The following is a 13,711-nucleotide window of genomic DNA, read 5'->3' as shown; positions in this document are numbered from 1 at the left end:
AAATTCACCACAAAGATAAGACAGAGCGATAGTTAGCAGAATCGGGGTTTGTTTTATTTTAGAATATTTATAAGGATTTTGTACTAATCCTCAGTGCGATAGCGGGCTGCAAAATCGGGGTCGATGTAGTTGTCCATGCTCAGGCAGACGGCCGCCGAGAACTCCATGCCATACTGAATGATGGGGGCCCACTCGTCGGGTGTGAGGGTGTAGAGCCGGTCGAGCGTGATGTCGTGTTTCAACAGACCGAAGAGAACGCCTGCGTTGAACGAGTCGCCGGCTCCGATGGTGCTCACCGGGGTGACCGGCGTGGTGTCGAAGTGTCGGTTGCCCTGGTTGCAAAACAGCTCGACGCCGGCTTCGCCCCGGGTACAGATGAAGTTGGGGCAATAGAACTTGATGTGGTCGATGTAGAGCTTTTGCGGGTCGGTCATGTGGAACAGGTTGTTAAAGTCCTCGGTGGAGCCTTTCACTACATCGGCATATTCCAGATTTTCGAGGACCGAGGGCATGAGCTTGACCGCTTCGTGAGCGTGGGCGTTGCGGAAGTTGGGGTCGTAGTAGATGATGGCCTTGCGCTCCTTGGCAAACTCGACAAACTCGCGCACCCGGTCGCGCAGGGCGGGGTTCAGGGCAAAGTAGGAGCCGAAGACAATGATGTCGTCTTTGTCGATGCGGGGCCAGACAAAGTTGAGCCGGTCATCAGGAAATTGGTTGTAGAACAGGTATTTGGCTTCGTTGTTTTCGTCGAGGAAGGCCAGCGAAATGGGGGTCTTGCCTTCGTAGAAAATATCCAGATTTTCGGTCGCTACGTGGTTTTTCTGCATAAAATCGAGAATCATGTCGCCCACCACATCGTGGCCGATTTCGCTGATGAAGGTGGCCGGTACGCCCAGTCGTCCCAGCGAGATGAGGGTGTTGAAGGTGGAGCCTCCCGGCACGGCGTGGGAGGGTTGCTGGTTCTTGAAGATGATGTCGAGAATGGATTCTCCTATTCCTATGATTTTACGCATATCGTTACGATGATTAGTCTTTCTTTTGGCTCTGTTCGCGCGAGCGGGTACCTAGGTAGCCGCCGTGATGACGCAGGGCATACTGGTGTACGTCGAAGTGGGTAGCCTCCATGGCTCCTACTACGAGAATGTCGCCGATTACCGTCATGAGGGTGGTCGAGGTGGTGGGGGTGAGTCCCAGCGGGCATACCTCGCCCGGAGCGCCGGTGAAGAGGCAGACGTCGGCCCGTTGGGCCAGTTCGCTCTGGTTGTTGCCGGTGATGACGATGAATTTCAGTTCGGGCATCAGGGTCGAGGCCAGTTGGAGCAGTTCAAGTATTTCGCGGGTTTTTCCCGAGTTGGAGATGACCAGCATCAAATCGTTCTTCTGCAAGATGCCCAGGTCGCCGTGCTGGGCTTCGCTGGGGTGGAGAAACACGGCCGGGATACCGGTCGAGCAGAAGGTGGTGGCGATGTTCATGGCAATTTGTCCGGCCTTGCCCATGCCGCTGGTCACGAGTTTGCCCCCCTTTTGGTGCACCTGTTCGACGATGAGATTGACGGCCTTTTCAAATTGGTCCGAGACGGGGATATCGAGAATGGCTTGTGCCTCTTTGTGCAGGATATCCTGTATTCTTTCGTTGAAATTCATATTCATAGTAGATTGGTGTGAGACATCAGCTAAATGAGTTACACAATGAGAGAAGGGCGGGTGCAGGAATCCCGGAAAATAGAATTTTCAGATTTGACACTGCCGGGCCGCATTCTATCTTTTGCAAAAGTAATAAATCGTTATGAGATTGTAGGACGCCCCGGGTTATTTTTTTCGCAGGTCGCGACCCTCGAATCGACAGAGGGCCTCCTTCCACTCGTCGCTGATGGCCGCGGCTACGCCCGATTGTACGTCGAATCCCACCATTACCGTGCGGCAGATGCCCTTCACTTGGCCCGTCTCGGTGTTGACGATTTGTTGTAACAATTTGAAACTGCGGTGGCCGATTTCGGTGGTGCAGGTCTGCACGGCCACCGACTCTCCCGGGTAGATGGGAGCTACGAAATCGGCATTGACGTTGGCGATGACGACGTCGGCCTTCTTCCAGTCGATGTTCTGGGCTTTGACCGCCTCGAAATAGCGCGACTTCCCCAGGTCGTAGAAGGCAAAGTAGATGGAGTTGTTGACATGCCCCAGCAGATCGACGTCGTTGAACCGGATTTGCAGGGGTTGGGAGTGGTGGAATATGGGTGTGTCGATAGATTCCATGCGTATGAAGTTTTTATCTGAAAACGATGTTGTCGATAACCGGGTGGCCAAACTCGTCGTTGAACCGGCGCAGCAGGTCGTTGCGCAGCATCATCAACTCGTTGCGCAGCACGGCCGACGACAGCTGTACATAGAGGGTGCGGTTGTGCACGTGCATCGACTGGGTGTAGGCGTTGACCGTTTCGCCGGCAATGCGGGGCCACAGGCGCATGACCTGTGTCTCGTCGAGCTTCTGCTCCAACTTGTTCTCGGCGATGAACTGCGAAATGATTTCGCCGATCGAGAGTGCATCTTGTTTTTTCATGGCAATTTTCCTTCCAAAACTTCAAACTCTCCTCGATTGACCGAGAAGATACTGTATTGAGACCCTATGGATTGAATGATTTCATCGAGATACTGGCGGTTGGTATCGGTGATGAATATCTGCCCGAAGTGGTCGGACGAGACGAGGCGGATAATCTGTTTCACCCGCTCGGCATCGAGCTTGTCGAAGATGTCGTCGAGCAGCAGCAGAGGGGCGGTGTCGCCCTGTTCCCGCAGGAAATCGTATTGAGCCAGCCGTAGGGCAACGAGGTAGGTTTTGCACTGCCCCTGCGAGCCGATGCGTTTCATGGGATAGTCGCCCAGCATCATCTCCATGTCGTCGCGGTGTATGCCCCGGGTGGTGTATCCGATGGCCATGTCGCGAGGCCGCGAGGTCTGCAACTGGGCCAGCAAGGGACCGTCGGCCAGGTGCGAGGTATAGACGAGGTCGGCCACCTCGTTCTGTGACGAGATGTTGCCATAGAAACGGCGGAACACGGGAATGAAGGCTTGCAGAAAGCGTCGGCGGCTCTCGTAAATCTCAGCCGCCGCTTGGCCCATCTGCTCCTCCCAGATGTCGTAGAGCATCTCTTCGCGACACTCCTGCCGCAGCAGGGCGTTGCGCTGTTCCAGCGCCTTGTTGTAGCGTATGAGCGTACCCAGGTAGGGCTTGTCGAACTGGCTGATAACCTGGTCGATGAATTTGCGGCGCTCCTCGCTGCCGCCCAAAATCAGCTCGTTGTCCGAGGGGGTCGACAAGACCAACGGGGCAAACCCGATGTGGTCCGACAGCCGGTCATACTCCTTTTTGTTGCGCTTGAAGCTCTTCTTCTGCCGGCGCTTGATGCCGCAATACAACTCCTCGTCGTTGCCGTTGCGCTCGTAGTAACCCTGCAAGACAAAGAACTCCTCGCCGTGGCGAATGTTCTGCGAGTCGGGGTTGCGGGTGTAGCTCTTGCAAAACGAAAGGTAGTAGATGGCATCGAGCAGATTGCTTTTGCCCATACCGTTGTTCCCGAGAAAACAGTTGACGTTGGGCGAGAAATGCAGGTCTGCCTGAGCGATATTTTTGAAATTGACTATCGATAGCCGGGAGAGAATCATGTCGCGTCGGTCGTTTTGTTACCACAAACATACGCAATTTTTTCCGGTTTCGTGCACAAAAAAGAGCTGGAAATGGCTTTGCCCGGTCGGCCTCGTGGCCCGAAAAAGGGGGCTCGTCGACCCGATTAGCGTTTCATAGACAAAAAAATGAAGATGAAATTTTATTTATAGGAAGAAATAAGTTACTTTTGTCACTCAATTCCCTGAATAGGGATTGTGTATGAGGATAAAAATAAATTAAAAGACAAGAAAAATATGGCAGAAAAAGAAAAAGACGAGCTTGAGAAAATGAACGAAGCTCTCTCGATGTCGGAACAGTTTGTTGAGAAATATCAAAAACCTCTGTTGTGGGGGCTGGTCGTTGTAGTTGTGGTTATCGGAGCCATACTGAGTGTGCGCCACTTCTATCTGTTGCCTCGCCAAGACAAGGCACAGGCAGCCATGTATCAGGCTGTGATGGCCTTTGAAAACGACTCCATCGACCTGGCTATCAATGGTAACGAAAAATTCGACGGTCTTCTGACCATTGTCGATCAATACGGTTCGACCGATGCCGGTAACCTGGCAAACGCCTATCTGGGTCTGGCCTACTATGAAAAAGGCGAATATGAGACGGCTCAAAAATACCTCTCCAAATTCAGCGCCGACGAATCGATTCTCGCTCCTGCCATGATGTCTGCTATCGGCAACTGCCTGGTCGACATGGAGAAATACGACGAGAGCGTGAAATATTTCGAGAAAGCCGCCAAGGCTTCCGACAACCCCGTATTCAGCCCCATCTATCTGAAAAAGGCTGCCGCTGTCTATGAGAAGCTGGGCAACAAAGAGGCTGCCCTGAAACTCTATCAAGAGATCAAGGACAAATATCCCACCTCGAACGACGCTCGCGGAATCGAGCGCTACATCGAACGGGCTCAAAACAAGTAACAAGCGAATAACCAATAAAAGGGTAAGGCCGCCTTTCAAACGTGAGAGACGGCCTTATTTCCAGAAAATAAGGAGGATAAACGTTATGGCTACCGCCTATCATAATCTGTCGGAATACGACATCAACAGTATGCCCGATGCTTCGGACATGAAGGTGGCTATTGCCGCCGCCGAGTGGAACTCCGAGATTACCGACGCCCTGCTGAAAGGGGCTGTCGATACCCTGATGCGCAATGGAGTAAAGCAGGAGAACATCTATGTGGCCCGTGTGCCGGGTACGGTCGAACTGACCTTCGCCTCGCAGCAGATGGCCGAGTTTTACCAACCCGATGCCGTGATTGCCATCGGCTGTGTAGTGCGTGGCGACACCCCGCACTTCGACTACGTGTGCCAAAGTGTAACCCAAGGCATCACCCACCTCAACACCCTCTTCGGAATCCCCTTCATCTTCGGGGTACTCACCACCAACACCATGGAGCAGGCCCGGGAACGAGCCGGAGGCCGGCTGGGTAACAAAGGCGACGAAGCCGCCGTGGCAGCGATAAAAATGCACGATTTCGTTTGCAAATTAAAATAAAGCGTGCTATCTTTGCACACGCTTTCAGGGCAAATTCCAGAGTGGCCAAATGGGGCAGACTGTAAATCTGCTGGCTTTCGCCTTCGGTGGTTCGAATCCATCTTTGCCCACTAAAAGCCTGCGGAAGTAGCTCAGTTGATAGAGCATCAGCCTTCCAAGCTGAGGGTCGCGAGTTTGAGCCTCGTCTTCCGCTCCAAGTGAAACGACCCGGTAGAGATTCTCTACCGGGTCGTTTTGTTTCGTATTCTGTTTTCTCGACGCTAGATCCTACATCGGCTGGATTCTATCTATGCCGTAATATATTTCTATTTCAGTTGTTCGATATGTATGTCGGGGATATTCAGTACATCTTTGAAGAATGTTTCTACGTCGTCGGCTTTCTCTATCTGACCCAGTTGTCTGTTGATAATCCACGAGGCATAAGCCTGTACGATTTTCTCCGATTGGGGTATGAACAAAACCATGCAGTTGATGCCTTTGGGAAAGCAGTAAAGGTATATGCAGGGAGCTTCGGGCCGGTTGCTGTGAAATACATCTTCGCCGGTGAGCAGTGAGGTTGCGGCTATGGCCGTGGCTCCTGACCGGGCATTGATGAGTGAAGGAATGCTTCGATACAATTGCACGTAGAGCTTGGAATCGAGATTGGGAGCTGTTCGGCTTTTTCATGCGGCTGTGTCGATTAAATGATAGACTGTCCAACCGGTGAATGCACCCCAGTAGAGTAGGTTGAGAATCCACCAGGGGACAAACAGGGGTTCGTCTCTCCGTTTGCACCGGAAGAGGTAATAGACCAGCAGCCCGAGCAGCACGGTGCAGGCTGTCAGCCCTATCCCCGCTATTACGATAGCCAGGTCGCTCAGGATCGACAGTATGAAGCAAGCCGAGACAAGGGTCTCTACCTGGCTTTCATAGCTGTTCAATTCAAATAGATTAGGCATGGAGGTATGATGACGTGAAAGATTCTTTGTCTTGTACCTTACGATAGCCGTTTACGCCGTTTGATTTCGGCTTTCAGTTTGTTCAGCCACTTGTTGTAGGTCGACTCGGTGAGCAGCATGGTGCGGGAGTCTTGTTTCTGGTTGCGTCCGTTCTTGCGAGTAACAATCAACTCGTTGCGATAGAGCGACAGTTTTACCTCGGTATGCTTCGAGGGGAGGGGCAGCACCAGGAATACCGCCTCGGTCGATTCGCGTTCGGTAGCTTCGCCGAAAGCCTTCAAGTTCCATTCTACATCGTTGCGCTCGGTGTGTTGTATGCCTCGAATGATGCCGCTCTCCTTGTTGGCTTCGATGATGGTGTACTGTTCGGCTTGGAGCAGCGAGAGGGTCGAGTAGTAGACCATGTCGTAGTCGTCGTCGAAGGTCTCGGAGGTGATACGGGTTACGTCGTCGGAGGTGAGGTTCAGCTCTTTGAACAGGCTGCACGAGGTGACAAGCAGAAGCGAAAGCGTCAGGAGTAGAGGGGTAAATCGGTACATCGTTAACGTTTTTTAGCTATCACGCCCGGGGAAATGCCCCGGACGTGAAATGTGTTATTGGGTTAATATTGTTTGATGGCTTTGTCGATAGAGCCGTTTTTGCTCAGCGGGATAAGCGTAAATCCGTAAGTTATTTTTCCCACAGCCGGATCTATCTGGTAGGCCTTGTGAGGTTTGGCTCCCCACGAGTTGTCACCACCCAATCCCATCATGCGGTAGTCGATGAAGAGGTCGACGAGCTGTGACGGTTGGGGATCGCAGTTGTGCCGTTGTTGCGGTTTCGCGGGGCGTTGGCGGCCGTCGTCGCGGTGGTCACCGCTGTCGAGCGATTCGAGGGTATAGTTCGAGGCGTTGAACTCGACGAGCGAATCGGCCACGATGAGCAGTTTGCCCGGGTTGCCCGAGAGGGCCAGCCAGCTCACGTCGGTGCGGTGGTTGTTCTCCTGCGGCCGTACATAGGGTTCGTACAGGTCGGCGATGGCGGTCTGATAGCGTCCTATGAAGCAACTGGTGCGACGGTCGATGTAGTTCTCCCACGGGCCCCGGCCGTAGTATTCGAGTTGGGTAAAGGTGCTGGGCAGTTGCATGCGCAGCCCCACCCGCGGAATCATGGGAGCCTTGGCGTCGGAGAGTTCGAGCATATTGTCGACCTTCACGACACCGTTACCCAGCAGGGTATAGATCGTCTCCCATTGGGCACCGGTTTGCGGATAGGCATAGCGGCAGACGACGCGAAGGCTCTTGCCTTCACCCGGCTCTATGAGGAACGACTGGGCCACGGGTGCCTGTTGCGAAGCCTCTTTCCAGGCCCGTAACAGCTTGGGCGAGTTGTAGCCGTAGTCGTTGTCGGTAGGAGCTCGCCAGAAGCTGGGACGAGGTCCGAAGCCGTCGCAGAGGTATTCGTTGCCCTTGTAGCGGTAGCTGGTCATCAGGCCGCTCTTCTTGTCGAAGGTAATGTCGAAGTTCTTGCCTGAGAAGCGTATCTCGTTGCCGTTGTCGGTCTGGGCTATTGTCTCGCCCGACAGGCGGGCCTCGGGTTTAACCGCCGGTTTCACGGCAATCTGTTCGCAAGCTACGGCATAGCCCTTCGGCAGGAGCGGTTCGGCCTGTTTCAGCCGGGCCTCGAACTCGATTTGGTAGTCGACCGACTCCTGTTTCATGGCAGGCAGCCCTTTCAGTGTGACGGTCGTCTGCTGGCGGGGGGCAAGCGACACGGCAAATTTCCCCGATTTGAGCGTTTTGCCGTTCCCCTTGACCGTGTAGACAAAGTCGTATTTGTCGAGCGGAGTAAAGAAAAATTCGTTTTTCACGTCGATAGTTCCGGCCTTGGGGTCGAAGCGGAGGAACTTGATATTCTGGTACACCTTGCCCATCTCGATGGTTTGCGGTTTGATGCGGCGGTCGGGATAGACAATGCCGTTGATGCAGAAGTCGCCGTCCGAGGGGGTACCGGTCTCGCCGTAGTCACCGCCGTAGGCCCAGAAGGTCTGGCCCTGAGCGTTGGTCTTGGCCAGTCCCTGGTCCACCCAGTCCCAGATGCAACCGCCTTGCAGAATGTCGTATTTCTCGATAATGTCCCAATAGTCCTGGAAATTTCCCAGACTGTTGCCCATGGCGTGGGCATACTCGCAGAGAATGAGCGGCCGGTCGGCCGTGGGATCGAGGGCATAGCGTTCGATACCCTCGGGCGAGGTGTACATGGGGCAGTAGATGTCGGTATTCCACTCCCGTTCGGCCCGTTCGTACTGCACGGGACGTGAGGCATCGCGTTGTTTCAGCCAACGGTAGGCCTCGTAGAAGCAGTATCCGTTCCCAGCCTCATTGCCGAGTGACCAAACGATAATCGAGGGGTGGTTCTTGTCGCGCTCCACCATGTCTTGCAGGCGGTCCAGGTGAACCGGCAGGTAGAGCGGATTGTTGCCAAGCGTGCCGCCCACGCGCAGGTCGTAGCCCATGCCGTGCGATTCGATATTGGCCTCGTCGATGACGTAGAGTCCGTACTCGTCGCACAGTTCGTAGAAGCGTTTCTGCTGGGGATAGTGGCAGGTGCGCACGGTATTGACGTTGTATTTTTTCCAGAGTTCAAAGTCTTTGAGCATAGTCTCCTCGGTCACATAGTGTCCGGTAAAGGGGTCGTGTTCGTGCACGTTGACTCCTTTCATCAATATGGGTTGACCGTTGACCAGCAGGCGTCCACCCTTGACTTCGACCGTGCGGAATCCCACGCGGGCGGGAATGTATTCGCCGCTCTCTCCGTTGGCCCCGCTGGTCGAGATGAGCAGGCGGTAGAGGTTGGGTGTCTCGGCCGTCCAAGCCTTGACGTGGGCGATGGTAGCGTCGAAGTTAACCCGGTGCGAGTTGTAGGCATCGAGCGTAATGGTTTGTTGACCCTGAGCCACGATTTGCGGTTTGCCGGTCGAGCAGTCGGCCAGTTGGTAGGCGACGGTCATCGGCTGTGCGCTGTCCCGGTCGTTTTGCAGAACGACGCCGAGGTGAAACAGCCCGTCGGTAAAGGTCGAGTCGAGAGGCGACTGCACCTCAAAGTCGGCCACCCGGGTTTGCGGTTGGGCATAGAGATAGACCTCACGCTCAAAGCCGGTGAGCCGCCAGAAATCCTGCCCCTCGAAATAGTTGGCGTCGGAGAAGCGGTGCATCTGCACGGCCAGTGTATTCTTGCCGGGACGGGCCAGTTCGGTAATGTCGAATTGCACGGGAACTTTACCCGACTTCGACATACCTACGAACCGACCGTTCAGGTAGAAATAGGCGGCCCCCTTCACCGCCTCGGCGCAGAAGAAGATGCGTTTGCCCTCCCACGAGGCGGGCAGGTCGAATTCGCGGCGGTAGGTACCGGTGGGGTTCCACGCCTCGGGTACCAGCGGGGGATTGTTCTTTTGCAGGTAGCGGTCGAATCCTGGCGATACAAACTCATAGCCTACGTTTACATAGATGGGGTCGCCATAGCCCTGGGTCTCCCAGTTGCCGGGCACCTGTATGGTGTTCCAGCCGGTGGTATCGTAGTCGGGAGCCATGAACTCCATCGGGCGTTCTTTGAACTGCTCGGTATAGTGAAATTGCCAGGTGCCGTTGAGCGACAGGTAGTAGCTGCCATGCTCCCGGTCACCGTTCAGGGCCGCTTCGGCTGCGGTATAGGAGGTGAAGGCGGCATGAGGCGGTAATTTGTTGATGTCGATGAGTTGCGGATTGGTAATTTCGGCAAAGCGGTTCTGTTGCTCCTGGGCAAATGTAGTCCCCGACAGCGATAGAACCGCCGATAAGAATAGTGTGATGTTCTTCATGTTGTTTTGTGTTTTTATCGATTATCTGTTTTAGTAAGACGATTATTGCTTGCGATATGAGGACGGTGAGAGGCCGGTATTTTGTTTAAAAAATTTCCCGAAGAACGACTGGTTGGCAAAATTCAGTTCGTCGGATATCTCCTGAATGCTCATGGTCGTGGTCTTTAACATGCGCTTGGCCGACAGAATCACGAAGTTGGCAATGATTTCGTGGGCGGTCTTGTGGCTCATCTGCTTGATGACCGACGAGAGGTGTTTGGGCGATATGTAGAGCTTGTCGGCATAGAAGTTGACACTGCGTTGCTGTGTGTGATACTCTTTGAGCAGGGTGAGAAATTTCCACAGGATATCCTCCTGCCGCGACAGTTTGGATTTGTTGCTCTTTTCCCGCAGGGTGAAGATGCGGTTGAGTTCCAGGGTAAAGGCCGACAGCAAGAAGCGTATGACCGTAGCATCGGCATTGCCCTTGTAGCGGTTTTGCAAAAGTCTGAGATATTCCTCGATGACCCGGGTCTCGTCGGGCATGAGAGCGGTGTAGGGGTGCTTGGCTATGTAGGAGCTGATGGAGAAGACCGTGTCGAGGTCGATAAAGGCATTCCACTCTTTGGCCGAAGTACCCTTGATGGAAAAGTAGCAGGCATTGAAATCGTTGCTGCTGTCGATAATCTTCCACATCGATTTGGGATAGAGGAAGGCCAGACTCCCGAGGGTAAGGGTATATTCCGAGAAGTTGATTTGCAGGGTTTTCTTCCCCTGGGTGCAGAGGATAATGGTGAGTTGATCGGGCGATATGGCGAGATTTGCATCGTCGGAAGCCACGGGTTCGTCAAAAGAGATGGGAATAAAATCTCGCTTTTGGATCGTGTTTGGAGTGAAATCGATAGAATTTCGAGCCTTTTGCATACAAATTTTTTCTATGTCGCTTGGACAAAGGTAGTTATTTTATCCCACCCGTACAACGACGGGTGATGGGCGAGCCGGTAGATTTATGATAAAAGATATAAAAAAGCGAGAAAAAAGGAAAAGGCCACCCGGTTGCGGGTAGCCTTTCTGGAATATCTTTCTGCGGGGTTAGCGGGTTCGTCGCACCGAGCGCACCGGAGCCGAGGCAGCCTTCTGCTGTTTGGGCTGTTTCTGCTTTTTCACTTTGGCCTCTTTTTGCCGTTTGGCCCGGGCCGAGCGAGAGGTGCTCTTCACTTCCTTATCCTCCTCCTTGGCGGTTACCTCGTCACCGTTGTCCTTGGCCTCTTTGGCTTCTTGGGCCTCCTTGGCTTTGGCCAGCTCTTCGGGAGTGGGTACCCACAGGTTTTCGTTAAAGTTTTTCAGCTGCCGTTCGATGCTGTCCTGAGCCTGCTTCCTGATGGAGTCGTTGGGATACATCTGCATGAGCGACTGGTTGCGCAGGTTCTGGGTCTTGTAGATTTCGCCGTCGTACATACGCATCTTGAAGTAGTCGTCGTAGTTGTATTGTGCGATGTTGTTCTCGTTGCTGGCCAGGATATACTGGCGGGCGATGTAGGGGCGAATGTCGTTGTATTTCACCCAGAACATGGGGTATTTGACCGGCTCGCCGCCAAAGTCGCCTGTGCGGTGCAATACCGGGCAGAGGGCTTCGATCGAGGGTTTCATTTGCGAGGTGCGGCGGTCGAAAATCCATTTTTCCAGAATGTAGTACGAGAGTATCTCGTTGGCGGGAATATCGCTCTCTTCAATGGTAAAGCGGGGATTCTTCTCGGAGTAGCCTTTGGCTTCGGCATAGAGAATGTGGAAGCGGTCGAACATCTCGCGCACCTTGATGCGATATTCGTCGGTAAAGATTTCGCGGCCGTCGAGGTATTCGTATGCCGGAATCTGGTTGTTGGCCAGCAGTTTCATGATGATTCTGAAAAGATTCTCCTGACTTTCGGTCGACTCCTCGGGATAGTAGAGCGGCAGATTCTTCTCTTTGGTGAGGTCGATTTGCCGGTAGATGACCCGCATCCAGGGAATGTCGGCGTCCGATGCACCCTGGGTGTCGTAGAGCGACTGGGCCCGTACGCTAAGTTGGGTGTTACCCTTCTTGGCGTTGTCGCTCTCGCTCTTTTTTACAACTTGTGCATGCCCGCCCATGACCGCGAAGAGCAGTCCGAGGGTGAGGCAGCTTTTTATCAGGATATTCATATGTGCTGAATGGTATGTCATAGTCATGTGATTAGCCTTAGTTTACAATTACTTCGATAGGCGAGAGGTCGCGTTCTATCCCGTCGGGACCCACGGCCCGCACTCTCGATATGTAGAACCGCTTGCCCCGCGAGAGGCGGCGGAAGGAGTTTTTCTGCCGTTGGGAGAAGTTGGCCCCGTCGGAAACCTCGGGGATTGCATTTCCCATCGAGTCGAAGAAGACGGTCTCGAACCGCAATACCCGGTACGACACGTTCAGCAGGTCGTCGTCGATGGCAGCCTGTATGCCGGGGGCGGCGAGGAGCCGGGTCTTGGGGAAGGGCTTCCCGCCCTTGTATTTCTGTTCGTAACCCTTGTCGTCCTTGTAGGCGATGTAGGGCATGGGGTCGGGGAGCTGACGCACCCGGAACTGAGTGTTGGCTACGGTTTGCGACCGGCCGTCCATGGTGGCCGTTACGGTAATCACGGCGTTCTGTCCCACCTTGGCCGGTTTGGCAATCCAGTTGTCACCCTGGCGGGTGAGGGTACCGTTGGTCATTGTGGCCTGAATGGCGTGGTTGGGAATACCGGGTACCGATATGCTGATGGGGTTGCCGATACCGGCATAGAGCACGTTCATCAAGGTGGCCGATATGGTGGCGCTGGGCTCGACTACGGTGTAGGACGACGAAAATTCGTGACGTGTCATGGAGCCGTCGCCCCGGGGCACTTCGAGGTAGCCCTGGAAGTCGAAGATACCGGTACTGCCGCAATAGGTCTCGTAAAGGCCTTTGTTCTCGTCGGGCAGACGTTTACCGTTGATGTAGATGGCTGGACGTTGCGTGGTATCGATGGCGGCCAGTACGATGTTGGCGCTGTATTTCCCGCCCCGCATGATGTTTTTGGAGTTGGGGATTACGAAGGCGTTGAGCTGGTTCACACGCACGTCGCCCTCGTCGATGTTGTTGATGAGGGTGTGCAGGGCTTCGCTCTCGGCATACCGCACGTCGCTCTGTATCTTGGTGAGAATGGTTACGGCGGCGATGACCGGCATGTTTTCAAACATGGTGGTCTCCCACAGCGAGGGGGTGTGTACCCGGGCGTTTCTCGAATGAATCGAGGTCGAGAGGTAGTTCTCGATGGTGGCCCGTTTTACCGAGTCGGTCATGAACCCGCTGATGAGGGTACGGTATTCGTCGATCATCTTTCTCAGTTTGGCCCCTTGCCGTTGGGCGGGCGAGAGCATGATGTAGGAGGCGGCTTCGAGGTCGTCCTGCCGTTCGATGTTGTTCACGTCGCCATCTTTCCCGTCGGCCTTCTTGACGATGAGGGTTTTGAGCGAATCGATATAGTTGTACAACTGGGAGGTCTCTCGCTTGACATCGAGCGATTTCTTGTACCACTGGCCACCCTTCTCGGGGTTCTGACTGTTGAAGGCGGCCAGTTTCTGGTAAAGGGCGTCGTTTTGGAGCGAAGCATTCGAAGTAGATCTTTCCAGTCCGTCTTCAACCTGCTTGAATCCGTTGAGCACATCGGACGACACGTTGAGGGCCAGCATGGCAGTGAGGACGATATACATGAGGTTTATCATCTTCTGCCGGGGTGAAAGTCTGTTGTTATTCGATGCCATGT

14 protein-coding genes and 2 tRNA genes are annotated in these 13,711 nt (G+C 54.1%); 4 read left to right on the top strand and 12 right to left on the bottom strand.

Annotation, left to right across the window (positions count from 1 at the left end; translation table 11 throughout):
- Positions 1 to 83: 83 nt before the first annotated feature.
- The 5 genes from BARVI_RS06895 to recF form a co-directional block, all read right to left on the bottom strand.
- Positions 84 to 1,013: a carbohydrate kinase family protein gene (locus BARVI_RS06895; RefSeq protein ID WP_025278525.1), complete on the bottom strand. Its 930-nt coding sequence runs from the start codon at positions 1,011 to 1,013 to the stop codon at positions 84 to 86.
- A 13-nt stretch (positions 1,014 to 1,026) separates the two neighbouring features.
- A complete protein-coding gene (locus BARVI_RS06890; protein ID WP_025278524.1) occupies positions 1,027 to 1,644 on the bottom strand; it encodes an SIS domain-containing protein in 618 nt (205 codons plus the stop codon).
- Positions 1,645 to 1,809: 165 nt separating this feature from the next.
- Positions 1,810 to 2,253, bottom strand: a complete 444-nt coding sequence (locus BARVI_RS06885; RefSeq protein ID WP_025278523.1) for an acyl-CoA thioesterase — start codon at positions 2,251 to 2,253, stop codon at positions 1,810 to 1,812.
- A 13-nt stretch (positions 2,254 to 2,266) separates the two neighbouring features.
- Entirely contained in the window at positions 2,267 to 2,557 is a 291-nt protein-coding gene (locus tag BARVI_RS06880; protein ID WP_025278522.1) for a DciA family protein, read from the bottom strand.
- Positions 2,554 to 3,660 carry a DNA replication/repair protein RecF gene (gene recF / locus BARVI_RS06875; RefSeq protein WP_025278521.1) on the bottom strand — a complete coding sequence of 369 codons (1,107 nt, stop codon included), beginning with the start codon at positions 3,658 to 3,660 and terminating at the stop codon, positions 2,554 to 2,556. The genes BARVI_RS06880 and recF overlap by 4 nt, the downstream gene beginning before the upstream one ends.
- A gap of 255 nt (positions 3,661 to 3,915) precedes the next feature.
- Here recF and BARVI_RS06870 point away from each other — a divergent pair, with 255 nt between their 5' ends.
- From BARVI_RS06870 to BARVI_RS06855, 4 genes are all read left to right on the top strand, one after another.
- Positions 3,916 to 4,587: a tetratricopeptide repeat protein gene (locus tag BARVI_RS06870; RefSeq protein ID WP_025278520.1), complete on the top strand. Its 672-nt coding sequence runs from the start codon at positions 3,916 to 3,918 to the stop codon at positions 4,585 to 4,587.
- A gap of 85 nt (positions 4,588 to 4,672) precedes the next feature.
- Complete coding sequence (gene ribH / locus BARVI_RS06865) at positions 4,673 to 5,164, top strand: 6,7-dimethyl-8-ribityllumazine synthase (RefSeq protein WP_025278519.1); 492 nt, start codon at positions 4,673 to 4,675, stop codon at positions 5,162 to 5,164.
- Positions 5,165 to 5,191: 27 nt separating this feature from the next.
- Positions 5,192 to 5,274: transfer RNA gene (locus tag BARVI_RS06860), tRNA-Tyr, on the top strand.
- 10 nt (positions 5,275 to 5,284) lie between these two features.
- A tRNA-Gly gene (locus tag BARVI_RS06855) sits at positions 5,285 to 5,360 on the top strand.
- Between the two features lie 109 nt (positions 5,361 to 5,469).
- Here the strand turns inward: BARVI_RS06855 and BARVI_RS06850 are convergent.
- The 7 genes from BARVI_RS06850 to porM form a co-directional block, all read right to left on the bottom strand.
- Positions 5,470 to 5,787 carry a hypothetical protein gene (locus BARVI_RS06850; RefSeq protein ID WP_025278518.1) on the bottom strand — a complete coding sequence of 106 codons (318 nt, stop codon included), beginning with the start codon at positions 5,785 to 5,787 and terminating at the stop codon, positions 5,470 to 5,472.
- Between the two features lie 39 nt (positions 5,788 to 5,826).
- Positions 5,827 to 6,102, bottom strand: a complete 276-nt coding sequence (locus BARVI_RS06845; RefSeq protein ID WP_025278517.1) for a hypothetical protein — start codon at positions 6,100 to 6,102, stop codon at positions 5,827 to 5,829.
- Between the two features lie 38 nt (positions 6,103 to 6,140).
- Complete coding sequence (locus BARVI_RS06840; protein ID WP_025278516.1) at positions 6,141 to 6,641, bottom strand: hypothetical protein; 501 nt, start codon at positions 6,639 to 6,641, stop codon at positions 6,141 to 6,143.
- Between the two features lie 62 nt (positions 6,642 to 6,703).
- A complete protein-coding gene (locus BARVI_RS06835) occupies positions 6,704 to 9,940 on the bottom strand; it encodes a glycoside hydrolase family 2 TIM barrel-domain containing protein (RefSeq protein ID WP_025278515.1) in 3,237 nt (1,078 codons plus the stop codon).
- 42 nt (positions 9,941 to 9,982) lie between these two features.
- A complete protein-coding gene (locus BARVI_RS06830) occupies positions 9,983 to 10,843 on the bottom strand; it encodes a helix-turn-helix domain-containing protein (protein WP_025278514.1) in 861 nt (286 codons plus the stop codon).
- A 168-nt stretch (positions 10,844 to 11,011) separates the two neighbouring features.
- The gene (gene porN, locus BARVI_RS06825) at positions 11,012 to 12,100 is read right to left on the bottom strand and encodes a type IX secretion system ring subunit PorN/GldN (RefSeq protein WP_232213965.1); all 1,089 of its coding nucleotides are present in this window, start codon (positions 12,098 to 12,100) and stop codon (positions 11,012 to 11,014) included.
- A 37-nt stretch (positions 12,101 to 12,137) separates the two neighbouring features.
- Positions 12,138 to 13,709 (bottom strand): type IX secretion system motor protein PorM/GldM, encoded by a 1,572-nt coding sequence (porM, locus tag BARVI_RS06820; protein ID WP_025278512.1) that lies wholly within the window; start codon positions 13,707 to 13,709, stop codon positions 12,138 to 12,140.
- Between the last annotated feature and the right edge of the window lie 2 nt (positions 13,710 to 13,711).

It is taken from the genome of Barnesiella viscericola DSM 18177, from assembly GCF_000512915.1.
Taxonomy (GTDB): Bacteria; Bacteroidota; Bacteroidia; order Bacteroidales; family Barnesiellaceae; genus Barnesiella; species Barnesiella viscericola.
Note: the sequence above shows the minus strand (reverse complement) of the source record. Positions and strands in the feature narration are given on the sequence as shown.